The organism is Halorutilus salinus (assembly GCF_026242195.1).
Taxonomy (GTDB): domain Archaea; phylum Halobacteriota; class Halobacteria; order Halobacteriales; family Halorutilaceae; genus Halorutilus; species Halorutilus salinus.
On record NZ_RKLV01000002.1, the window covers coordinates 181161 to 203999 of the forward strand.

Consider the following 22839-nt stretch of genomic DNA (forward strand, 5'->3'; position numbering starts at 1 on the left):
CGCGTCCTCGGTGTCCCAAGCTAAACCGGTTTTCGGTCGTATCCTCGCGGTCAACGACGTACCGTGTCGAAGTCCAAAAGACGGCTGTAAGGAGAGGAGATAGAAAATTAATAACTTCACACCTCCGACTGCGGCTTGTTTGCCAAAACAACTCCCGTCGTTATCAAGAGACTTAATAAACCGTCGCGCCTACTATACGGTAATGGAAAACGGCGAAAACGCGAAAGAAGCCGTCTCGGTTCAAGTCCCTGATATGGACTGCCCGTCGTGCGTCGAGAAGGTCACCGGCTCACTCGACAACGTCGACGGCGTCGTGTCCTGCGAAGCCAGTCCGACGAGAGGTGTTGTCGAGGTCGTACACGGCGGAGACGTTACGATGGAGGAGATAACCCAAGCCGTGGAGAGCGTCGGCTACACCGTCGGTACGGACGAAAGCGTCGAGGACGAAACAGGTATACTGCGGGGTAGGGGAGGCGTCCGTATACTCCTCAGCGGTGTCTTCTTAGCCTCAGGTATAGCCACCAAGCTTCTACTGTCCGGATCGCCTGTCGCGTACGGGTTTACCGTCTCAGACCTCCTGTTCCTCTCGGCTGTCGCCCTCGGTGGAAAGGGGATACTCCGCGGGGGGTACTACTCGGCAAAGAGCCTCAGCCTCGACATGGATTTCCTGATGGCATCGGCTATACTCAGCGCCGTGACGGCGAGCCTTATAACAGGAGAGAGCCTGTACTTCGAAGCGGCTACGCTCGCCGTTCTGTTCAGCGTCGCCGAACTCCTTGAGGAGTACTCTGTAGACAGGACGCGTGACTCTCTCCGTGAACTCATGGAGCTATCGCCTGACGAGGCGACGGTGCGTAGGGACGGAGGGAAGGAAACCGTCCCTGCGGATGAGGTCGAAAAGGGCGATATCGTCGTTGTCGAACCCGGAGAGAAGATACCCAGGGACGGCGTTGTTGTCGAGGGCGAAAGCACCGTCAACCAGTCGCCTATAACGGGTGAGTCCGTACCCGTCGAGAAGGAGGAGGGCGACGATGTGTACGCGGGTACACTGAACGAAGCGGGCTACTTCGAACTCGAGGTGACGGGTGAGTCGGGCGACGACACGCTGTCGCGTATAGTTGAGATGGTCGAGGAAGCCGAGTCGAAGAAGACTGATAGGGAGAACTTCGTCGAGAGGTTTTCGAGCTACTACACGCCTATCATGGTAGGTATAGCTATACTCGTAGCCTCCGTACCGCCTCTCCTCCTCTCTCGACCATGGGTACCTTGGTTCGTGAACGGTATCACGATGCTCGTACTCGCATGCCCGTGCGCCTTCGTCGTATCGACACCCGTCTCTGTCGTGTCGGGGATTACGAGCGCGGCTAAGAACGGTGTCCTCATCAAAGGCGGAAACTATCTGGAGGCGATGGGTGAGATAGACGCCGTTGCGATGGACAAGACGGGGACTCTCACAAAGGGCGAGCTAAGGGTCACGGACGTCGTTCCTCTGAACGGAAAGACTGAGGAGGACGTCCTACGGTGTGCACGCGGTATCGAGTCACGTAGCGAGCACCCTATCGGCGAGGCTATAGTTGAGACGGCGGAGGAGAAAGGTATAGAAGGCGGTAAGGTGTCGGGCTTCGAGAGCGTGACGGGAAAAGGCGTGACCGCCACCGTCGGGGGTGTGAAGCACCACGCGGGGAAGCCCGGCTTCCTGACCGAGAAGGGCTTCGACCTCGGACACGTCCACGCGGCTACAGACGGTGACGGCGAACTCAGCGACAGAACCAGAAGCCTGTGTGAGAGGAAGGACTGTCTCAGCCTCGTTGAGGACGTAGTCCCTGAGCTTCAGTCGGAGGGTAAGACGGTCATCGTAGTCAGCGACGACGAGGAGATAGAAGGCGTAATCGCAGTCGCCGACGTGGTCAGGGACGGCGCGGCGTGGACTGTCGGGAGGCTCCGTGAACTCGGCGTGGAACGCGTCGTGATGCTCACAGGTGACAACGAAGGAACGGCGCGTGCGATAGCCGACGAGGTCGGCACAGACGACTACAGGGCGGAGCTACTCCCCGACGAGAAGGTCGATGCGATAGAAGAGCTACAGGACGAGGTCGGCACGGTTGCGATGGTCGGCGACGGTGTCAACGATGCGCCCTCGCTCGCAACCGCCGATGTCGGCGTTGCGATGGGCGCGGCGGGCACCGACACGGCGATAGAGACAGCCGACATCGCTCTGATGAGCGACAGCATCAGACGTCTCCCGTACCTGTACGGTCTTTCGCGGAAAGCCAACTCCGTGATACGTCAGAACATAGTTTCCAGCCTCGGCGCTAAGCTCGTCCTCGCCGCGGGCGTGCCTCTGGGCTTCGTCGGCGTCGCTGTCGCCGTCATAGCGGGTGACGTAGGTATGACAGTAGCCGTAACCAGCAACGCTATGAGGCTGTCGCGTACACGTCCCGACGAAGAATGACGCGAGTATGAGTTCACCCGAATCCTGTAACCTTTGTGGCGAACCCACGGATGAACCTTACTGCTCGCCGGGGTGTCGTGACGTGGACGAGAAGCTTGACGAGAGCCGGGGAGACGGAAACGACGACGTTGAAGACACCTCAGGAGACGGCTTGGAGCAGACCTTTCTACGTGTCGACGGTATGCATTCGTCTATCTCCGAGGATCTCTTGGAGAAGGTCGGCGAAGGCATAGACGGCGTAGAGGACGTATCGGCGAGCTACGTTACGGGCGGTGTGAAGCTCCGCCACGACGGCTCCGTGTCCGGAGAGGAGGTAAAGGAGAGGCTCAGTACCGCGGGTCACACGGCGTACACGCGTGAGGAAGGGGGCGAAGACGACGATCGTAGAGACAGCGGAAGTACGGTTACGGGTGCGGAAAGCCGGCGCGACGAACCGATGATAGGCGTCAAGCACGCCGTGGGCATAATCTTCGGTGGCTTCCTCCTCATACCGTACATGGCTCTCGTCTACCCCGGCTACGTACTCTCGTTCCTCAACGTCGAAACCGGCTACAGCCTATCCGCGGCGGACGGTGCCACGTTCCTCCGGCTGTACATGGTGCTAACCGGATTCGTGCTTTACTTCACAGGGCTTCCGGTTCTCAGGGGCGCGTACATGGGGATACTTACGAGGAAGCCCAACACCGACATGCTCGTCTCCCTGACCATCGTAACCGCCTACCTCTACGGTACCGTCGCGGCGTTCGCGGGCAGGGGCGACGTATACTACGACCTGACCATCGTCGTCTCCTCCGTCGTCGTTTCGTCCATCTTCTACGAGTCGTCGGTGAAGGAGAAGGCTGTCGAAGCCCTCGGTGAGATAACCTCCTCACGTATAGACGAGGCGCGTCTGTACACCGACGACGGAACCGAGGAGGTGAACGTAGACGAGGTCGCGCCCGACGACCGTATACTGGTGCGCGAGGGCGAACGCGTCCCCGTCGGTGGCTCGCTCGTATCCGGCTCCTGTACGGCGGACGAGTCGGTGGTCACCGGTGAGTCACTACCTGTTGACAAGAAGGAGGGCGACGAGATGGTAGCAGGCTCGACGGTGACGAGCGGCGTCGCCGTCGTCCGTGTAGCCGAGGACGGTTCGACGGGCGTGAGGGGTATAACCCGTGGCGTCTGGGATATACAGGCGGCTGACCACGGAGCAGAGAGACGCACCAACCGTATAGCGTCGTTCGTCCTCCCCGTCCTCGTCGTCGTCGGTGTCGCCGTGGGAGCCGTCTACCTCGCACGAGGCGCAAGCTCCGCAGGCGCTGTCTTAGCCGCACTGACCGTCTTCCTCACGGCTTCCCCTTGGGGTATGGGTCTCGTGGCACCCCTAACATCGGCTTCGAACATAACCGAGGCTACCGAGAACGGTATAGTGGTCTTCGACGAAACCCATTTTGAGAGGCTCAGAGGTATAGACACCGTGGTCTTCGACAAGACGGGGACGCTCACAACGGGCGAGATGGAGGTCGTCGGTACGGAAGGCTCCGACGAACTCCTGCGTAAAGCAGGCTCTCTGGAGGGCTTCGCCTCCCACCCTGCGGCGGAGGCTGTACACGACGCTTTCGGTACGGACACGTACGAGGTCGAAGAGGTGGAGACGTTCGCAACGGGTGTATCGGGAAAGGTCGGTACACAGAGGCTCCTCGTCGGAAACCGCGCGCTCTTCGACGACGAGGGATGGGACGTATCCGAACAGTTCCGGGAACGTGCAGAGGAGGAGAAGGACGCGGGCAGGCTACCCGTGATGATCGGAGCCGACGGCGAAGCACAAGCCCTGATTACGCTGTCCGACGAGCACCGTGAGAGCTGGCGAGAGACGGTTTCGGGGCTGACCGCCAAGGGTATCGAAGTCGTAATACTAACCGGCGACGGCGAGGAGGCGACGCGCACCTTCGCCGAGTACGAAGACGTCGACACCTCTTTCTCGGAGGTTCCGCCCAAAGGGAAGATGGAGGCTGTCCGTAGACTGTCCGACGACGGCACCGTAGCCATGGTCGGTGACGGAACCAACGACGCGCTACCCCTCGCGGAAGCCGACTTCAGCATATCGATGGACGGAGGAACCGCTGTCGCCGCGGACGCCGCTGACTTTGCCGTCGTTGAGGGTGATATACGTCTGGTGGATAAGGCGTTTGAGATCTCGCAGACCTCCCGAAGGAAGTACAGACAGAACCTCTCCCTCTCCTTCCTGTACAATCTGATGGTAGTCCCGTCCGCGGTTCTGGGTATACTCAACCCTCTTCTGGTTATATCCGCGGCGTCGGTTACAGCGGTTGGGATCTGGGTAAACTCATCGTGGCTTAGAAACGGTCTCGGCGGCGGTTCCGTATAGCCCCATACGGTTTGTGAGACCTACGGCGACCGTACGACCTCAACGTCTACCTCGTCGCCGTCCACGCCTATACGTACGAACTGCGTCCTGACGTGCTCCTTAGCCGTCCCGACAGCCTCTTCCTCCGTCCCGAATCCACGCGGGGAAGGCGACTCGAAGGCTATACGCACGGTCTCGTCTTCGAGGAAAAGCGCCGTACCGCCGCTCTCGACCTCGTAGAACGAGTCACACACCCAGACGTACGGTGCCGAAACATCGGGTGCGCCTGAGTAGCTCGGTGGTTCGTCGTCGGGTTCGAAGACCGTCCCCGTTAGGTCGGTTCCGCGCGCCGCACCACGTACGAGTATCACACCGGATAGACGGGGCGAGGGAACAAAACCGTGCCGACGCGTTTATTCGTCGGGAAGCCGTAGAACGGACATGGAACAGAACCGACCCGTCCTTCTGTTCGACGGTGTCTGCAACCTCTGTAACTCGTTCGTCAACTTCGTCATGGAACGCGACGACGACTTCGCCTTCGCGTCTATACAGTCCGACGAGGGCGCGCGTCTAATACGCGAAGCGGGTCTGTCGCCCGAAGACCTCGAAACCTTCGTCGTAATCGACGGCGACGATGTCTACACCAAGTCGCGTGCGGGTCTGGAGGTTCTACGCCGTCTCGGTCTCCCGTACTCGCTCGTCTATCCCGCCGTCATCGCCCCGCGGTTTCTCCGAGACCCAGTCTACAACCTCATAGCGTCCAACCGGTACGACTGGTTCGGTAAACGCGACGAGTGCCGCGTCCCCGACGACGAAACCAAAGACAGGTTCCTTTCGTCGGAGTTCTGATCTAACCCGTCGCTGTACCTCGTTTTTTGCTTCCCTTCTGGACGGTGTCGACCCCCGTATTCTGTATAGCGAAATACGGTTTACGTGACGCGTCGGTACCGTACCGAACACGGTTTAACACGCCGACACGTACCCCGAAACGTGTCTGAGACTCTCGCAGAGAGCTTCGGGCGTCTCGAAGACGAGGAGTTCCGCGTCCTAAACGCCGTCGAACGCGGTATGGAGCACAACGAGTGGGTTCCGGAGGAGGAAATACCCGGACTCGCGCGTCTCCATCCCGATGAGGCGGAGTACCACGTAAGCAGGCTCAACGATCTCGAACTCGTCGAACGGCGCGACTCACGGTACCTCGGATACAGGCTTGTCGCCGAGGGCTACGACGTTCTCGCGCTGAACGCCTTAGCCGAAACCGGCTCCGTCACCCGTCTCGGAGGTAACATAGAGGTCGGAAAGGAGAGCGACATCTACGAATGCGCCGACGCGGATCGTGAACTCGTCATGAAGCTCCACCGTGAAGGGTACACGCAGTTCAGGGACACGACGCGCGAACGCGACTATACGCATGACAAAGGGCATCTTAGCTGGATGTACACGGCGCGAAAGGCGGCTGAGGCGGAGTACGAGACTCTCGAAGAGCTTTACGGCGACGTAGCCGTCCCCGAACCCGTCGACCAGAACCGTCACGCCCTCGTCATGTCGCGTTTCGACGGTGTCGAGCTACGCCGTGCTGACGTTGACGCACCCCGCGCCGTCCTCGATGCCGTCCTCGACGAGCTTTCGCAGGCATGGCGCACGGGCTACGTACACGCCGACATGAGCGGCTACAACGTCCTCGTATCGCCCGACGGGATACGTATAATCGACTGGCCTCAGTCCGTCGAAACCGACCACCCGCACGCGCGTCAGCTACTCGACAGGGATATATCCAACCTGCTCGCACATTTCGAAAAGAGGTACGACGTTAGCCTACCGACCAAGGAAGATGCCGTGAACCGCGTCGTTCAGTAGCCCGCGAACAGATCCGCGGCTACTATGCTCAGCCCTATACCCACGGATATAGCCGTTGTGAGCAGGAGACCGAGGGCTATACTTGATCCGACCGCGACAACCGAGGTCATCATACCGCCGAGAACGAATGCCGCTATCAGCATGAGACAGACCTCAAAGTTGTCGAAGACTATCTTAGCGAGAAAGCCGGTGTTCCCGTACCTGTGCTTGACAGACATATATGTTCATACTCTGTCCTAACTTATTACTCTTGCTTCTGCGCCACTTTCGCGCTCTCCCGAACGATCTACCGTCTTCCCTGCGCTTCTCTAAGCCGACCTTTTCGTGTAATAGCGCGGATTTCTAACATTATATAGTTGTCTTATGTCCCTAAGTACGCGTAGAAGCCAAAAGCTAACATTAGGTTTGGTCTAATCCCGTCTAAGCCCTGTTCGAGCCGGCTCCCCGCCGTGGGATGAGGTGTCTAAGCCGACGAACTGACGGCGTGTCCCGGAACTGGCGTTAATCTGAAGTCGGAGGCTTTTCGGTTCGTCCGTCTCCCAATCCTCCGACCGCCACATACCCATCCCAAGCGTACAGTTTCACGTCCGAGACGTATCTACGTCTGTATATTCTATAACGCTATACACAGATGCCTCGCCGTACGGTTTGTAAAGAGCCAAGATACACGAACAGATACGTCGTGACGTGAAAGGTCTACGTTCCCTTTCGGCGTCTTACGAGACGCGTATGCTCGCCGCCCTCGCTCTCGGATGGGCGACGTTGCAGTGCGGTCGTTTCCTGCTCCCCCCTCTGCTCCCGCTTATTACCGAGGCGCTGAGCTTCTCAAGCGCGGGTATCGGACTCGCGCTGACGCTGTTCGGTCTCGTCTACGCGCTGACACAGTACCCAAGCGGCAGGTACTCGGACGCACTCACACGGTCAACCGTCATACTACCCGGCTTTGTCGTCCTTCTCGCGGGCTTCGTCGTACTCGGCTTCGCCGTCTCGCAGACCGTATTCGTCACCGCGATGGTGGTTCTGGGTGTGGGTAAAGGTCTGTACGCCAGTCCTTCGCGCGCCTTCCTTGGCGATCTGTTTAGCGCGAGACGTGGACGTGCGCTTGGTATCTACTCGGCGGGGACGGATGTAGGCGGTTTGATAGGCGCGGGTATCGCCGTACTCGTCCTCTCAACGACGGTATGGCGCGTCGCGTTCGTCCCCGTCGTCGCGGTTCTCGCCACCGTCACGGCGCTCTTCTTCGTCTGGAACCGCCAGAGCTACGAGCTTTCTTCCGTCCGTCTGTCGCCCGATGACACCGTCGGCAGGATAGCTGAGAGCAGACGACAGCGTGAAACGCTCGTCGCCTTCTCCGTCTTCTACTTCTTCGTCGGAGGACTCACCAACTTCTTCCCATCTCTCCTCGTCGCACGCGGCTTCTCCGAGACGACAGCCGGGGCGAGCTTCGCACTCCTGTTCGGCGTGGGCGCGTTTACGAAGCCCGTCGCGGGGGAGGTAAGCGACCGTTTCCCGCGTCTTCTCGTGGGCGCGATCGGCTTGGTGACAGCGATCGTGGGACTGTCCACGGTTCTCGTCGCTCCGACACTCGGTGTCGTCGCCGTCGGCACCGTACTAACCGCCGTCGGCTACAAGACACAGTTCCCTATAGCCGACACACTCGTCATGGACGCCGCTTCGGACGGCGAGATGGGCGGCGACCTCGGTGCGTCGCGTGCTGTCTTCCTCACCGCAAACGCACTCGGTCCGGGTGCGGTAGGCGTAATCGCCGCCGTCACCGACTTCGGGACGGCGTTCCGGGTGCTCGTCGCCTCTCTTCTCGTGAGCATCGTCCTTCTCGGTCGTCAGTACCTACGCGACGAGGATTAGCCCGCCTTCTCGCGCGTAACGAACTTCGCCACCTCGTCCCTGCTCTCAACGGTCGCTTCGACCGTAATCCAGCCGTCGTTCTCGCGCACGTTCTCAGCCTGCTGTACCGACAGGTTGACGCGGTCGGTCGAACCTACCGTCTCACCGCCTCCCAGAACCCCTACTTCGCGGTTGTCCGCCCAGACCACGTCGTCCCTCTCCGTCGTGTTTCCGGCGTATATCCATGTGTACACAGACACGCCCTCGGCGTCCACCGACATCCGGTTCCGAAGAACGGCGTTCACCTCACGGCACGTCCGCCCGCAGTTCTCGATCGACCCTACCTCAAACTCGAAAGGCGGTGTGGGCTTGGTCACACCGTCTCCGCCTTCCTCGCCCTCGGCGACGGAAGCTTCTTCCCCGCCCCCTTGACCACCCATCTCGTAGACGTTCTCCGTCTCAGGAGGCTCATCCAGACCCGCCGCCGGGTCTTCCTTGAGCGGTCCGATACCTTCGACGTACGCGTATCCGAGGACGCCGAGGGCGACAACAGAAACCAGCGCGCCGGCTACGACGGCTCTACGTCGGTTCATCGCGGACTCGTACACGTCCGCGGGATTAAAAGCTTCCGTGGCTGTACATCCGAACCGGTCTCAGTTGGAGACTACGGAGTCGGGTTCGTACGAAAGCCTCGTGTTCTCTACGACAGTGGAGCCGTCGGTACCGCGTGTCTGTCTTCCTGCCTCGCTTCCGTCTCCGCCCTGTGTACCTCCACGGCTTTTTGTCATGGTCTTTCTACATGTATACACGGAAACGCCGTTACTTAAGCTTTCCTCATCATCTTACATGTTCGACCACGTACGCGCCCCCATCCCGGAACCGTGATACAGACGCGCGCCGTAACCCGTGTATGCCGACGCACCATACCGTACCCGTCGGGGACGAAGAGGTGGTCGCCGTACACCACGAGTCCGAGGGCGACGGCTGGATCTTCTTCTCCCACGGCTTCGTCAGCGACATGTCGGGCTATGAACGGAGATCCGAACGCGCCGTCGACGAGGGCTACGACGCCGTCCGTTTCGACCACCGTGGATGCGGCGGGTCGTCGCGGTTGTTCGGCGAACAGACGCTCACAACACGTATAGAGGATCTGTGTGCGGTCGTCGACTACTTCGACGCGTCCTCGTACGTCCTGTTCGGGTCGAGCTTCGGCGGAAAGGTCGTCCTCCACGCGTCCGCCGCGGAGCTTGACCGGGCTAACGCCGCCGTCGTACGCGCCCCTGTCACGTACAACGCTCCCATGGAGAGGTACCGCAACGAAGGGACAGCCGAGGCTGTCGCCGACGGATTCTTCGATGATCTCGACCGTCACGGCTTCTCGGAGGTAGAGGAGAGTCTCACCGTCCCCGTCGCCTTCTTCCACGGAAGAGAAGACGACACAGTGGACGTTGCATATAGCTTCGAAGCCGCTGTTTCGGTAGGCTCCGACGCAGTAGTTGAGGTGTACGAGGACGAAGGTCACAGGTTCTCGGACACAGCGGAGGAACGTCTACTCGACCGTACCTTCGGATGGCTGTCGACGGTGGTGGACGAGGCTACATAAGCCTACGCTCGGCGAACCTCATGAAGTCGGAGGCGAAACGCTCCACCTCCCCCCAGTCGGTGTACTCGTAGTCGCGCGACGTGTCGGTATCCCCTGTCGCGTCCTTCGCTATACGTTTCATCATGAGACGTTTTACGAAGCCGTACTTCGAGTACCTGAGAGCGCCGCCGAAGAAGCCTATGCGGTCGGGGTTCCATCCCAGATCTTCGAGAAACGCGTCGGCGTACCCCGCGGCTTCGGCGCGTCCCTTACCCCCGACCGCCGACGAGAGGGATATCTGGAAGAAAGCCGTCGGCTTCTCGCGCAGAGCCTCGGCGTTTGACGACACCAGACGGCGTACGTCGGGGTGGTGTTTCTCGTAATGAACCGCGGAGCCGATAATTACAGCGTCGTACCCACGGACGGAAGGCTCCGAACCCGCCTCGACCGTCGTGGCTTCCCCTCCGTTCTCCTCTACGACACGCCCTATACGTTCGGCTACCTTCTGCGTCTGTCCTTCGACGGTTCCGTAGACCACGAGGAACGAAGCCATGTTACGTCTCCGTATCCCGCTCGTATAACCCCGGTGGCGTCAGTCTTCGGGTACGAGACGGACAACGGGTGCGTCGCTACCGTCGACGAGGGCGTACAGGTAGCCGTCGGCTCCCTCTGTGACATCGCGTATACGCCAGCCGCGTCCGCCGAGCAGAGGCGGCTTTCGGGTCAGTTCGTAGCCGTCGACGCCCAGACGTCCGAGGTACGCGCCCGCGAGGTTTCCGACGAACAGGTCGCCCTGCCAGCCGGGGAAGGCGTCTCCCGTGTAGAACGTCATGCCCGCAGGCGGGAAGCCGCCGCTTCCGCATTCCCAGAAATGGACGGGTGGTGTCACACCGTCGCGTTCCTCGTGGGGTACGCTCACGGGCGTGTCGGTACCGTACTCGCACGACTCCGAGGCTATGGGCCAGCCGTAGTTCTCACCGGCTTCGATGACGTTTATCTCGTCACCGTCACGTTCGCCGTGTTCGGACTCCCAGAGTTCACCGTCGCGTCCGAACGTAAGACCCTGCGGGTTCCTGTGTCCGTAGCTGTAGACCGTGTTACGTGCAACGGGGTCGTCGACGAACGGGTTGTCGTCGTGCGCGGAGCCGTCGGGGTTGAGACGGAGTATACAGCCGAGTTCGTTCGTCACGTCCTGTGCGACGTGACCGGAGCCGAAGTTCTTGAACCCTCTGTCACCCGACGTGACGTACAGCGCGCCGTCGTCGCCGAAGAGGGCGCGTGAACCGTAATGGATGGAGGAGTCTACGAACGGCTCCGCGACGTGCAGAACCTCGAAGTCGCGCAGACGCGGCGCGTCCGTCTCCAGCCTACCGCGTCCGACATGTGTCGCGGTTCCGCCGTCCCCCTCCGCCGAGTAGGTCAGGTACACCCATCCTCCGTCGGTGTAGTCGGGGTGGGGCGTTACGTCGAGCAAGCCGCCCTGTCCCTCCGACGCCACCTCCGGGGTTCCATCGACGACGCGTGCCGTTCCGTCCTCTGTGTCGATGATACGTAGACGCCCCGGTAGTTCGGTTACGACCGCTCGCGTCCCGTCGAGGAAGGCGATCCCCCAAGGCTGTTCGAAACCCTTGGCGCCCTTCTCGACGGTGTACGACGTTTCGGAAGCGCCGCCGCCGTCGAGACAGCCCGTCACCGCCGTCGCTGAGGCGGCGAAGAACAGACGTGACATCACCATCCTTCTGTCCACGCTACACCTCCTCTTCGAGCCACTCCTCCGACCAGTCGGCGAGTTCTTCGAGCGCGGGGCTTAACGCCTCGCCCTTGGGCGTAAGACGGTAGTAGCTCGCTATGGGGCTTTCTTCTACACGACGCCTGACGAGACCGAGTTCTTCGAGATCGTCGAGGACGCGCGAAAGCGTACTCGAACTCGCGCCCGTCGACTTCTCAAGCTGGTTGAAACGTTTCTCGCCTTCCTGTAGGTCGTGGAGTATGATAAGACGCCACCGTGAGCCTATCTCCTCGACAGCCTCGACGACCGGACACGCTTCCGAGTTCTTCTCCTCCACGGCTTCGGCTCCTGACCCTGTCCGGGGTTTCATCTATGTTACCTCGTTCTATCCGTCGTGCCGAAGCTATATGTGGTTTTCGTGCGAAAGTAGGTAACGTAATGCAACCGTACCAGAACCCCGATCACGGAGAGGTAGAAACTTATGTCCGAGTTTGACGAGGTCGTCGAAACACGCAGAAGCGTACACGACTACACAGACGAACCTCTTGACGATGAGACGGTGGAGGATATATTCGAACGCGTCCGTCTCGCGCCCTCCGGCTACAACCTACAACCGTGGGAGTTCCTCGTCCTACGCGACGACGAGACGAAGTCGGCGTTACGCGAGGTCGCTTACGATCAGGAACACGTCACCGAAGCCGCGGCGGCGGTCGTCGTGCTGGGTAACAAGAACCCTATGGCGCATGCAGAGCCACTGTTCGACGACTGGCTCCAAAAGGGGTACATCCCCAACGAGGACGTCCGCGACGCCCTCTTGGAGGACGTCGAAGGGATGGCGGAGATGCCCGAAGACGAGCGGCGTGTCTGGACGACGCGTAGTACCGCGCTCGGTGCGATGACCCTCATGTTTTCAGCTTGGGACGAAGGCGTCGCCACCTGCCCGATGGAAGGGTTCGACGCAGACGCACTCACCGACGAGTTCGACATCCCCGACGGATACGAACCCGTTATGCTCGTTACCATGGGCTACCCGGCGGACGGCGCCCCCGACATAGAAAACGAACGCAAGGCACGCCGTCCCGTCGACGAGATCGTACATTACGAGGTGTTCGACCCCGTCGACGAGACGAACCTCGACACCTAATCAGTCGTCGGCTTTCGTCGTCTCCGTCTTACCCGTCAGGTTCATATCGCGCCATCTTCCGGTGCTAAACCATCCGAAAGCGACCGTTGCGCCTATGATGTTCGAGACGGCGAAGGCGAGCCAGAGTCCGTTCGAACCGAACTGCGTCGCGCCGACGTAGGCGATACCGAGGCGGGCTAAGCCGACGACGCCTACGGTTATTGCCGCCGCGGTTAGCGTCTTTCCCGTGCCACGTATACCGCCGATGTACGCACGCATTACGCCGAGGAAGCCGAATGTCGGTGCAACGAAACGGAGGAACGTCGCGCCTTCGTCTATTATAGCGGGGTTGTCGGTGAAGATAGCGATTACAGAGTTAGCGAAGAGCCACGTTACCACACCCATGGCGGCGAGTACCACGAACATCGTCCGCGCGGCTATATGGTTCGCCGCCTCGACACGGTCGGGTTCGTCAGCCCCGATGTTCTGTCCCGTCATAGTCTCGACGCCCTGAGCCACCGCCGCGGCGGGTAGGAAGATAACCGAGAAGACGCGCGTACCGACACCGAACGCCGCCGCCACCGTGTCGCCGAACATACCGACGACGAACAGGAGGGCGTTTATAGAGACGGCGCGCCCTGTCGTCTCTACCGACGCGGGACCGCCTATACGTACGATCTTCCGTACGAAAGTCGGGTTCGGCACCATGTCGCGCGCGTGTATACGTACGCCGTACGTAGTCCGTAACATCACGAACAGACCGACGCCGAGCGCGAGAGACCGCGAGAACACCGTCGCCACCGCCGCGCCCTGTATACCCATCTCCGGAAACGGACCCCAGCCGAAGATCAGGAACGGATCGAGGAGTATGTTGAGAACCACGGAGCCGAGCATTACGAGCATCGGCGTGATCGTGTCGCCGTACCCGCGCATCAGGAATATGAACGTGAAGAAGCCGAACATGAAGACGAGACCGAGAGAGATCACCTCCATATAGCTCGCGCCGAGACGTACGACCGTATCCGAAGCCCCTGTTAGGGCAAGGAAGTCCTCGACGATGAAGTAACCGCCGGCTCCGAGTACGACCGAGGCGATGAGAGAGAAACCCGTTACCTGCGACGCGGCGAACTCGGCTTCCTCCTTCTCGTTAGCGCCCGTATGCTGTGCGACGAGCACGCTCCCTGCGACTGCGAGACCCATACCGAGCGAGATCAGGAGGAATACGACAGGGAAGGCGAAGCTTATAGCCGCGAGCGCGTCGTCGCTGTACTGTCCGAGCCAGAACGTGTCGACGAGGTTGTACGCCGTCTGAAGCAGGTTCGTGACGACGATGGGAAGCGAGAGGTAGAACAACGGCTTGCCGACGCTCCCCGACGTAAGGTCGAACTCGTCACGGTTCTTGAATATAACGCCGAGCCTGTCCCTGAGGCTCATACGCCGTCCCCGTCAACGAGACACGTTTCGACGTACGTCTCCACCGTGGCGCGGAGCTCGTCGTCTGTCTTACCGACCGTAACGCTACGCGTGCGCAGACCGTTTCCAAGCGCGACGAGCATCTCCGCCGTCCCCTCTGCGTCCACGTCGTTACGGAAAACACCTTCTTCGACCCCGCGCCGTACCGTGTCTTCGATGTACGTCTTTAGCTCTTCCTCGTACTCGACGAACCTATCGCGCACACCTTCGTTGTACGGCGACTGTGCCTTCATCTCTAACATCGCCGTCCTGAAGCCGTCGCCTACCTCGTCCTCGCGCGGCGTCAGTAGACTGACGAGTTCGTCCGCCGGATCGTCCCCGTCCCCTTCGAGACGTTCGTGGAACTCGTCGAGGAGGTAGTCGAGGAAAGCGAGCAGAAGCTCCTGCTTCGTACCGTAGTGGTAGTGGAGCGTAGGCTTGCTCTTCTCCGACTCGTCGGCTATATCCTGCATCGTCAGACCCGCGTATCCGTTCTCGCAGAGCGCGCCGTAGGTCGCCTCCATTATCTCGTCTTCTGCGTCGTCATCCATCTATGACAACTAACTGACCGGTCAGTTAAACAGTTTGTGAACTCGTTTCGAAACCCGAACCAGACGCGTCTTTACGCCGTGTCCACTACCGTCGTATATGAAACGCCGCGACTGTCTCAGGCTCGCCGCAACCGGTGTAGGCTTCTCCGCGGCGGGTTGCGTTTCGGCGCTCCGAGGCGGGGACGATGCCGACGAGAACGCGTACCTCGAACCCCCTGACGATATACACGAGGATGGGGGGTACCCGACGTACGGCGACCCCGTTCCGGACGTCGATCTTCTCGATATCTTCACCGACGAATACGTCTCGACGCGTCAGGAAGGCGAGTATCTTATGACGTTCTTCTACTCGTTCTGTCCAACTGAGTGTATCTGGATCATATCGGCTCTTACGCATACGGAGGCAAGGGTGGTAGAGAACGGCGGCGAACCGCCGCGTATACTCGCCGCGACCTTTGACCCCGCTCGTGACACTCCGAAACGGCTCACCGACTACGCCGAGCGCATGGGTATAGAGACGGACGGAGGCTGGAGCTTCCTCCGTCCTGAGGACGAGAAACGCGCCGACGAGGTAATAACCGGAAGGTTCGGCGTTAGCTTCGCAAAGAGGTCGACGGGCGGGATCTACGACTTCCTCCACGACACCCTGATACTGCTCGTCAACGAGGACGGCTACGTTGAGCGTACGTACACGAACGAGGAGCCGAACCCCGACGTGATAGCCTCCGACATCGCCGACCTACGCGACGCACAAGCCTGACTACCAGACACACCGGTTCATGTTGTACCTCGTGAACCTCTCGGCGTCGCCGGTGCTGAGCTCGTCGAAACGCCTCGTGAACGCCTTTGCCCCTTCCTCGTCCACGAAAGGGACAGGGTTACGCCCGGCGGGCATATCGATAAGGTCGCGCTCACCCACGAAGACGTAGTAGGCGTCGAAGCCGTCGACTGTCTGGCGCGTCGCGTAGTCGGTTACCCAGAGACCCTCCACATCGGCGTCCGACACACCGAAGGCGGACGGCGACGTGTAGTAGGCACCCATACATCCCGACGTACAGAAGAATGCGCGCTCGCCGTCCTCGTGGACAGCCTGAGCGTTCCACCGCGGATGGTCGGTGACGTTCCGCGCACAGACGTCGCACGATGCGTCGGGGTAGTCGACGGGTTCGGGCGTGAAGCCGTCACCGTCTGCTTCACCTCCTTTTCCACCGTCGTCACCGTCCGTCCCATCGCCCTCCGTCTTCGCTGAACCGCTTCCGAGACATCCCGTCACCGCTGTTCCGCCTACTGCGACGAGTATCTCGCGTCTCCGGAGCGACGGGCTGTCGTCACCCTTCACGGTCGGAAAGACGTCGAGAGGCGTAAAAACACGTCTGGTACGTCGGTCGAAACTCAGTCCTCTGTCGCGTCACCGTCGGGATCGAACTCGAATATATCCTCTACGTTACAGCCGAACTCGTGCGCGAGCTTGAAAGCGAGTTCGAGCGAGGGGTCGTACCTGCCCGTCTCGATCGAGTTTACCGTCTGACGGCTTACGTCCACCCTTTCGGCAAGCTCACCTTGGGTCAGGTCTTCCCTCGCCCTATACACCTTCAAGCTGTTCTCCACGCAGGATACAGTGTCTAACGTAAACTATACTTTACGGTGACTCGGTGCGTCTCCTCAGCCACCGTCGGCTTCGACGAGAGCGCCCGCCACCGCAGGACCGTCAGGGAGTTCGATACGCGTACCGTGGACGACGAGCCTCTTTCGTTCTCCGTCCGCCGTCTCCGTGGCGAACGAGTAACGTATGCTGTCGACCTCGCCTTCCTCGCGTTTACGTAGGTTCTCGCGCATACGTTCCCGATCCTCCTCCGTGGCGGCGTACTCGGTCGCGTGTGTTCCTACCACGTCGTTGACCTCCTCGCCGAGAGCGTCGGCGAAAGCCGTGTTGACGTAGTCGAAGACACCGTCCTTGACGACGTACACGCCGGCGAGGCTCTGTTCGACGATAGCGCGGAACTTCTCCTCCGACTCCCTGCGACGTCTTTCGTTCTTCTTCCTTTCGGAGATATCGCGCACGACGGCGAGTACGCGATCCTCGCCGTCTATCTCGGCGCGTCTGAGGCTGACCTCGACCCAGAAGGTTCTGCCGTCCTTGGTGACGTTCTTCCACTCGAAGACGCGCGACCCCTCGCGCTCCGCCTTCTGCAGGTTCCGGAGCGCCCTCTCCTCCGTGTACGGCTCCTCGTCCGCAGAGACGTCGGAGACGTTGAGTCCGAGCGCCTCCTCGCGCGTGTAGCCGTGCATCTCACACATACGTTCGTTAACGTCGAGTATCTCGCCTGTCTCGGGGTTCTCGATAAACAGCGCATCGTTTATCTTCTCGAAGACCTCGCGGTAGTTGGTACGTGCGCGCTCCCTCTCGACGATGTTACGGACGCGGTTTGCGAGAACGTCGTGTTGCTCCCTTCCGGGGTCTTCGACACCCGCGATGAATCCGCGTAACGTTCCACGCACCACGTCCGTCGCGCCCGCCTCTATAGCCTCCATCTCGTCCTCCGAGGAGACGTCGCCGAGGAAAGCCACGAAAGGCACGTCGCTCGACGCGCGCACCCTACGTAGAATCTCAACACCGTCCACCTCACCCGTTCCCTCGCCGCAGACGACGCAGTCGGTACCGGCTTCGTCTACATGGTCGACCGCCTCGTCCACCGATTCGGCGACAACAGCCTCGAAGCCGTCGCGTTCCTCAAGAAACCCTTTGACGGAGTTTAGAACCTCTCGGTCGTCACCGACCAAGAGCACCCTGTACCCCCTTCCGGTTTTGACGCCCATCGGATTAAGATTCTTGGGGTCGTTCTTATTCCTTTTGCTGTTCGCGGAAACGACCGCCTTCCGAATACGAAAGGGTTATATTTGTAAAGTCTTAACGTCTAACTGTAAACTTAAGTTTACACCGGGTGCGTCGTTTCCCCCGCGACGGGCTTGGTAAAGATAAGCCCTGGTTGGACAAGGCTCGGTCCCCATCACCCTCCCCCTTTGATGTCCCCTCCGAGCCGGAGCGCGGTTCGACTCCGCGCCGGGGCATGACCCCATCGACCCGACCCTTTTCCGTCCTGAACCGTCTGAGCCTCAAGCGGAGACACTATATGTGCAGGGCATGTATACCACGCAAAGAACATATGCAGAACGAGGTATACAGGGTACGTGCCAGCTTTGAGGTACCGCTCGACGAGTTACGCAGTTTCCTCGACGGCTACGAACCTCCCGCCGAGATAGACGGTGTCGACGTTGAGAGACGCGGTAACAAGCTGTTGCTGACCGCCGACGCCGACCGTGACGCGTCGAACTACACGCCCACGGCGCTCCTGAAGGCGAGCCTCAAGGAGAGGCGTCTGTACAAGACGGACGAAGGCTGGTCGCGTGAGGATCCGAGGAACGAAGCCTTCGGCGAAGACGAGGTGGAGTCCAAGACGGTCGAGTACGCGTGTTTCAAGGGCGACCGCGAAACGGTGCTCCAGAACACCGCGTTACGTTACCCTATGTTCGGTGTTCTCTCCGACATAGCGCTTTTTGCGGGCGTCGGTGAACTCACAGGTATCGCCGTCGTGGACGGCGAGCTTTCTGCGACACGTATCATCGAAGGCGAGGAAAGACCCGCGACGGTCGAGGTTGTCGACCCCAACGAGGGCAGGAACGAGACGAACGCTTCGGGGTGGCGCGACAACAGCCTCATCGGCTGACCGACTACTTATACATACACGGTTCGTAGCTACGGCGGATGCTCCAAACCGATAGACGGGGTCTTCTGAAGCTGTCGGGCTGTGCACTTGCCACGATCGGCTCCTTCCCTTCGGTCTCGGCTTCTTCGGGAGGATGGCACAAGCCGCGCGCGAACCCCGCAAACACTGCGACTGCGTCCACGGGACCCGAAAACGGCGTCTCGTCCGGATGGTCGAAGAACGTCGGTACAGTCGGCACCCCTGTCTCAGCCGACGGTACGGTCTATGCCGCAACCTCCGGCGGCTCCGTACTCGGTTTCGACGCGTCGGACGGTGAACGTCTCTGGAGCTACGACGCCGGTGACGGTATCGATGCTCCCGTCTCGTACGCCGACGGCTCCGTCTACTTCACCGCCGGGGCGGTCACGTACGCCCTCGACGCTTCGAACGGCGAGGAGATATGGTCACGTCGCGGAACCGGCGCGTCGGTGTCGCCCGTGAACGCCGTCGACGGTACCGTCTACGTCGGTCTGTCGAGCACCGTCTACGGTCTCGGGAAGCATACAGGGACGGTTCTGTGGAAGGAGTCTCTAAGCGCCCCGTTGGCGGGATCCCCCGCCGTACGCGACGGTACTGTCTACGTCGCGACACGGGACGGGAACCTCTACGGCTTCGAAGCCGACGGCGGACTCGGATGGACAGCAGACGCGGGCGCGTCGGTCGCAGGCGCACCCGTTGTTACCGACGACGGCGTCTTCGTCGTAGGCGGACGCGGCGGGGTCCGCTCGTTCGGGACGGACGGAGACGAGAACTGGTCGGAGTCGCTCACCAAGCGAGTGACAGCCTCGCCCGCCGTCGACGACGATCACGTCTACGTAGCCACCGACGAGGGAGACGTTCACGCGCTCCGCACCTCAAGCGGCTGGGAGGACTGGGTCTTTGAGGGCGACGGCTCCGCGTACGCCCCCGTCGTCGGAGGCGGAACCGTCTACGCCGTCTTGGGAGGAACGTTACACGCCGTCGACGCATCGAACGGAAACGAGCGGTGGAGCCACGACGGCGTGTCGGGTTCGCCCGCTATCGTCGGAACCGACCTACTCGTCGGCGACGGTAGACTCCGACGCCTGACCGGAGGGTTCAGATCGCCCGACACTGCCGTCGTCTCCGCGTCACTCGGTTCCGACACTGTCGAAGTAGGCGGCTCCGTCGGCGTAGACGCACGGATACGGAACTCAGGAGACGCCGACGGCACGCACCAAGCCGTCGTTTACGTCGACGACGTGTCCGCCGAGTTCCGTCGTGTCGATGTTCCGGCTGGCGAGACGGTCGACGTAAGCTTCTCCGTCTCGTTCGACGAACCCGGTGAACACGCCGTACGTGTCGGCGGATCCGACGCAGGGAGCGTAGAGGTAACGGACGGCTCCGCTTCCGACAGACAGGGCGACGGCGGGGACGACGGAACAGAGAACGGAACGGACGACGGAGGCGCGGGTGACACGGATACGAACACCACCGACGGACGGAGCGCCGACGGGGAGCCGACACCCGGCTTCGGGCTCCCTGCCGTCGCCTCCGCAACACTGGCTGTCCTTGCGAAGAGGCTCCTCGCGTCTGACGAAGATTCTTAAACCAACCGTCTAACGTTAGACTGATGCCGGACGACTGGAACAACGGTCTCGAAAGCGAACAGGTGACGACGTATATCGACGAGACCACAAAGGAGGTATGGAAGGAGCACGCCGAGGCGCTCGGTATGTCGCTGAGCCGGTTCGTCGAGAGCATGGTCAACGCCGGAAGGTCGTTACACGAGGATACAGCGCCTGAGGGGTACGAGGACACCGACCCGGCGAGCGCGAGACGCGAAGCCGAGGCACTACGGCAGGAACTTGAGACGCTGGAGGAAGCCGAACGCGCCGATGCCGTCGAGGTCTATGCCGTACTTGACGCTTCGGGCGGATACGAGACCGTCGAAGCTCTCGCCGACGGTGTCGACGCCGACGAGTCCGCCGTCTACGAGGCGTTACAGTCGCTTCTCGACGAAGGTCTCGTCGAGTACGATACTATGCGTAACGCGTACACAGCATGAGTTCCAAAACCGCCGGAGACACCGACTACATCGCGGAGTTCGCCGCCGACATGCGCGCCTACGGCAAGTCACCGTCAACCGTCTACGAGTACGAACGCGTACTCCGCGACTTCGACGAGTACCTCGACGGCGGACACGCCGACGCGACGAGACGCGACTGTATGCGGTACGTCGCCCACCTGCGCGACACCGACCTCGCTGACTCTTCCGTAGCGACCTACGCGTCGTACGTGCATCGTTTCTACGGCTACCTCGTCAAGGCGGAGGACTACCCGCACAACACGAACCCCATGGCTCTCGTGACCGACGAGATGGACGAGTCCGTCGACAAGAACCCACGGAGACGTGAGCTAAACGTCGAAGACGTCGTAGGCTTCCTCCGAACCGTCAACCATCCCCGTGACAGGTGTATGCTCGTCCTTCTGTTCAAGACGGGTATACGAGCGGGCGAACTCGCCAACCTTGACCTACGCCACGTCTCGCTTTCACCCGACGAGAACGACCGTTTGGGCACCGGCGGCGACCCCCTTCTGAACGACCGCTCGCTCTACGTCGACAGCGGGATAGACGGCAACAAACGCGTCCGTGACACCCTCGTACCCCTCGACGACGAGACGGAGGACGAACTCGTGCGTTGGCTCCGTGTCCGACCCTGTGGCACCGACGCGTCGGGCGACGATCCTCTCTTCGTCTCACTCTCTCCTTCGTCGTCCGGAAGACTATCCTCCGAGGCTATCGCCGAGACGATGCGTAAGTACACGCGCGACCATGGATGGTGGTCGCCCGAAAACGACATGAAGCAGAACGTGACGCCTCACTACTGCAGACATTTCTTCACGACGTACATGCGTGACGCCTCCGGCGACGATGCGCTCGTCCGTTACCTTCGTGGCGACACGGGAGGCGACATCTTAGAGACGTACACCCACAACTGGGGCGACCGCGTCCGTGAGAAGTACGAGAAATACGTCTACCGCCTCCTGCCGTGAGACGACCGTGTAAACCGTTTAACGCTATATCTTCTCATCCCGTGGATATATGAGCCAGCGGTCTTTACTGTCGGTATGCCACAGGTTGATATACCGTCCGAGATACACGAGAAGGTCGAGGAGTACGCGCAGAACCGCGGATACTCGGTCGGTGAGGCTTACGCCGAACTTGTCGAGTTCGCCCTGCGCGAGACGGAGCGCGATGACGACGACGACCTACAGAGCGGTATAGCGTAGCTCACGCCCCGTCCACTGTCTCAGTAAGCTCCGGGTAGGCTTCGCCTACGGCGTCAACGAACGCGTCGGGGGTGTGCACGCCGAGTTCTGAGACGATACCGTCGACCTTTTCGGGTGCTATACGCTCGAACGCGTAGTTGACTACATCGACCTCTTCGGGCGGATCTTCCCAGACCTCCTCTGAGGCGCGTTCCTCTATCTCCGTCTCGTAGCCGAAGCTCGACATAGGGTCGTACTTCCACGAGTTGGTGACGACGTAGACGGGTACGCCGTATCCCTGTGCAACCTCGGCGAACATCTCGCTACCTATCTTGTTTATGACCTTGCCGTTTTCGAGTACGGCGTCCGCGCCGATGAGCATTATGTCCGCCTCACGCAGAGCTATACGTGCACCAGAGTCGACGTAGAAACGCGTCGGCACCCCGGCTTGTGCGAGTTCGCGCGCCGTCTCACGTCCTTGGTACAGCGGGCGTGTCTCCGTCACGCGTGCGCGGAAGCCGCGTTCCGATGCCACGGTTTCGAGAACCGAGGTTACCGACGACGAATGGCAGTGCGTGTAGACGGTGTCGCCCTCGTCGACCAACGGCGCACCGTTGGCGTCTATCCTATCGCTCACCTCTATCTGCTCCAAGACACGGTCGTAGTCGCCTGTTGAGCGTGCGACGCGTATACAGTTGAAAAGGAACGGCTCCGTCGGGCGCGCGCCCTTGAGACGTTCGGCGACACCGTCGACGCGTTCCTCGTCCGCCCCTTCGTCGACGAGGCTCTTGAGAAGACGTACGCCCGCCTCGGCGACGTTCGTCGCGCCCTGTATCTCGACGTTCTCTATATCACGTACGGTCTGGTCGACCTCCATGGCGCGGTTACGGACGCGCACCAAAG

At 60.7% G+C, this 22839-nt stretch carries 26 protein-coding genes; 13 read left to right on the forward strand and 13 right to left on the reverse strand.

Going from position 1 to position 22839, the window contains the following annotated elements:
* Positions 1–202 precede the first annotated feature (202 nt).
* On the forward strand, positions 203–2452 hold the full coding sequence (locus EGH25_RS02730) for a heavy metal translocating P-type ATPase (RefSeq protein WP_266086009.1): 2250 nt from the start codon (positions 203–205) through the stop codon (positions 2450–2452).
* A gap of 82 nt (positions 2453–2534) precedes the next feature.
* Positions 2535–4823, forward strand: coding sequence for a heavy metal translocating P-type ATPase (locus tag EGH25_RS02735; RefSeq protein ID WP_266086010.1), 2289 nt, complete (start codon positions 2535–2537; stop codon positions 4821–4823).
* A gap of 20 nt (positions 4824–4843) precedes the next feature.
* Here the strand turns inward: EGH25_RS02735 and EGH25_RS02740 are convergent, their stop codons facing one another.
* Positions 4844–5173 (reverse strand): DUF7113 family protein, encoded by a 330-nt coding sequence (locus tag EGH25_RS02740; RefSeq protein WP_266086012.1) that lies wholly within the window; start codon positions 5171–5173, stop codon positions 4844–4846.
* Positions 5174–5243: 70 nt separating this feature from the next.
* Here EGH25_RS02740 and EGH25_RS02745 point away from each other — a divergent pair, with 70 nt between their 5' ends.
* Positions 5244–5651, forward strand: a complete 408-nt coding sequence (locus EGH25_RS02745) for a thiol-disulfide oxidoreductase DCC family protein (protein WP_266086013.1) — start codon at positions 5244–5246, stop codon at positions 5649–5651.
* A 141-nt stretch (positions 5652–5792) separates the two neighbouring features.
* On the forward strand, positions 5793–6659 hold the full coding sequence (locus EGH25_RS02750) for an RIO1 family regulatory kinase/ATPase domain-containing protein (RefSeq protein WP_266086015.1): 867 nt from the start codon (positions 5793–5795) through the stop codon (positions 6657–6659).
* Here the strand turns inward: EGH25_RS02750 and EGH25_RS02755 are convergent.
* Complete coding sequence (locus EGH25_RS02755; RefSeq protein ID WP_266086017.1) at positions 6653–6877, reverse strand: hypothetical protein; 225 nt, start codon at positions 6875–6877, stop codon at positions 6653–6655. The genes EGH25_RS02750 and EGH25_RS02755 overlap by 7 nt on opposite strands.
* Before the next feature lie 469 nt (positions 6878–7346).
* Between EGH25_RS02755 and EGH25_RS02760 the strand changes: the two genes are divergently transcribed.
* A complete protein-coding gene (locus tag EGH25_RS02760) occupies positions 7347–8525 on the forward strand; it encodes an MFS transporter (RefSeq protein WP_266086018.1) in 1179 nt (392 codons plus the stop codon).
* Here the strand turns inward: EGH25_RS02760 and EGH25_RS02765 are convergent.
* Both EGH25_RS02765 and EGH25_RS02770 read right to left on the reverse strand, forming a co-directional pair.
* Positions 8522–9097 (reverse strand): hypothetical protein, encoded by a 576-nt coding sequence (locus EGH25_RS02765; RefSeq protein WP_266086019.1) that lies wholly within the window; start codon positions 9095–9097, stop codon positions 8522–8524. The two genes, EGH25_RS02760 and EGH25_RS02765, sit on opposite strands and share 4 nt — an antisense overlap.
* Before the next feature lie 60 nt (positions 9098–9157).
* On the reverse strand, positions 9158–9292 hold the full coding sequence (locus tag EGH25_RS02770; protein ID WP_266086021.1) for a hypothetical protein: 135 nt from the start codon (positions 9290–9292) through the stop codon (positions 9158–9160).
* Between the two features lie 122 nt (positions 9293–9414).
* On the opposite strand from EGH25_RS02770, the gene EGH25_RS02775 reads away from it, so the two are divergent.
* On the forward strand, positions 9415–10107 hold the full coding sequence (locus EGH25_RS02775) for an alpha/beta fold hydrolase (protein ID WP_266086022.1): 693 nt from the start codon (positions 9415–9417) through the stop codon (positions 10105–10107).
* Here EGH25_RS02775 and EGH25_RS02780 read toward each other — a convergent pair.
* From EGH25_RS02780 to EGH25_RS02790, 3 genes are read right to left on the reverse strand one after another with little or no spacing between them, the layout of a single operon-like run.
* The gene (locus EGH25_RS02780) at positions 10100–10639 is read right to left on the reverse strand and encodes a flavodoxin domain-containing protein (RefSeq protein WP_266086024.1); all 540 of its coding nucleotides are present in this window, start codon (positions 10637–10639) and stop codon (positions 10100–10102) included. The two genes, EGH25_RS02775 and EGH25_RS02780, sit on opposite strands and share 8 nt — an antisense overlap.
* Before the next feature lie 39 nt (positions 10640–10678).
* Positions 10679–11821, reverse strand: a complete 1143-nt coding sequence (locus tag EGH25_RS02785; protein WP_276591889.1) for a PQQ-dependent sugar dehydrogenase — start codon at positions 11819–11821, stop codon at positions 10679–10681.
* Positions 11822–11834: 13 nt separating this feature from the next.
* A complete protein-coding gene (locus EGH25_RS02790) occupies positions 11835–12185 on the reverse strand; it encodes a winged helix-turn-helix transcriptional regulator (protein WP_266086028.1) in 351 nt (116 codons plus the stop codon).
* A gap of 111 nt (positions 12186–12296) precedes the next feature.
* Here EGH25_RS02790 and EGH25_RS02795 point away from each other — a divergent pair, with 111 nt between their 5' ends.
* Entirely contained in the window at positions 12297–12959 is a 663-nt protein-coding gene (locus tag EGH25_RS02795) for a nitroreductase family protein (protein ID WP_266086030.1), read from the forward strand.
* On the opposite strand, the gene EGH25_RS02800 is transcribed toward EGH25_RS02795, so the two are convergent.
* On the reverse strand, positions 12960–14372 hold the full coding sequence (locus EGH25_RS02800) for an MATE family efflux transporter (RefSeq protein WP_266086032.1): 1413 nt from the start codon (positions 14370–14372) through the stop codon (positions 12960–12962).
* Positions 14369–14941, reverse strand: a complete 573-nt coding sequence (locus tag EGH25_RS02805) for a TetR/AcrR family transcriptional regulator (protein ID WP_266086034.1) — start codon at positions 14939–14941, stop codon at positions 14369–14371. The genes EGH25_RS02800 and EGH25_RS02805 overlap by 4 nt, the downstream gene beginning before the upstream one ends.
* Positions 14942–15038: 97 nt before the next feature.
* On the opposite strand from EGH25_RS02805, the gene EGH25_RS02810 reads away from it, so the two are divergent.
* Positions 15039–15701, forward strand: a complete 663-nt coding sequence (locus EGH25_RS02810) for an SCO family protein (protein WP_266086035.1) — start codon at positions 15039–15041, stop codon at positions 15699–15701.
* Here EGH25_RS02810 and EGH25_RS02815 read toward each other — a convergent pair whose 3' ends face one another.
* The 3 genes from EGH25_RS02815 to EGH25_RS02825 are packed head-to-tail and all read right to left on the reverse strand — an operon-like array spanning position 15702 to position 17758.
* On the reverse strand, positions 15702–16280 hold the full coding sequence (locus tag EGH25_RS02815) for a nitrous oxide reductase accessory protein NosL (protein WP_266086037.1): 579 nt from the start codon (positions 16278–16280) through the stop codon (positions 15702–15704).
* A 53-nt stretch (positions 16281–16333) separates the two neighbouring features.
* The gene (locus tag EGH25_RS02820; RefSeq protein ID WP_266086038.1) at positions 16334–16549 is read right to left on the reverse strand and encodes a helix-turn-helix transcriptional regulator; all 216 of its coding nucleotides are present in this window, start codon (positions 16547–16549) and stop codon (positions 16334–16336) included.
* A 54-nt stretch (positions 16550–16603) separates the two neighbouring features.
* Positions 16604–17758: a response regulator gene (locus EGH25_RS02825; protein WP_266086040.1), complete on the reverse strand. Its 1155-nt coding sequence runs from the start codon at positions 17756–17758 to the stop codon at positions 16604–16606.
* 347 nt (positions 17759–18105) lie between these two features.
* On the opposite strand from EGH25_RS02825, the gene EGH25_RS02830 reads away from it, so the two are divergent.
* From EGH25_RS02830 to EGH25_RS02850, 5 genes are all read left to right on the forward strand, one after another.
* Positions 18106–18666 (forward strand): DUF7110 family protein, encoded by a 561-nt coding sequence (locus EGH25_RS02830; protein ID WP_266086042.1) that lies wholly within the window; start codon positions 18106–18108, stop codon positions 18664–18666.
* Between the two features lie 38 nt (positions 18667–18704).
* Entirely contained in the window at positions 18705–20273 is a 1569-nt protein-coding gene (locus EGH25_RS02835; protein WP_266086044.1) for an outer membrane protein assembly factor BamB family protein, read from the forward strand.
* Positions 20274–20296: 23 nt separating this feature from the next.
* Positions 20297–20731 carry a helix-turn-helix domain-containing protein gene (locus EGH25_RS02840; protein WP_266086045.1) on the forward strand — a complete coding sequence of 145 codons (435 nt, stop codon included), beginning with the start codon at positions 20297–20299 and terminating at the stop codon, positions 20729–20731.
* Positions 20728–21720, forward strand: a complete 993-nt coding sequence (locus EGH25_RS02845; protein WP_266086046.1) for a tyrosine-type recombinase/integrase — start codon at positions 20728–20730, stop codon at positions 21718–21720. Before EGH25_RS02840 ends, EGH25_RS02845 begins: the two co-directional genes overlap by 4 nt.
* Before the next feature lie 75 nt (positions 21721–21795).
* Positions 21796–21957 carry a hypothetical protein gene (locus EGH25_RS02850; RefSeq protein WP_266086048.1) on the forward strand — a complete coding sequence of 54 codons (162 nt, stop codon included), beginning with the start codon at positions 21796–21798 and terminating at the stop codon, positions 21955–21957.
* Position 21958: 1 nt separating this feature from the next.
* Here EGH25_RS02850 and EGH25_RS02855 read toward each other — a convergent pair whose 3' ends face one another.
* Positions 21959–22813: an eIF2B alpha/beta/delta subunit family protein gene (locus EGH25_RS02855; protein WP_266086049.1), complete on the reverse strand. Its 855-nt coding sequence runs from the start codon at positions 22811–22813 to the stop codon at positions 21959–21961.
* Between the last annotated feature and the right edge of the window lie 26 nt (positions 22814–22839).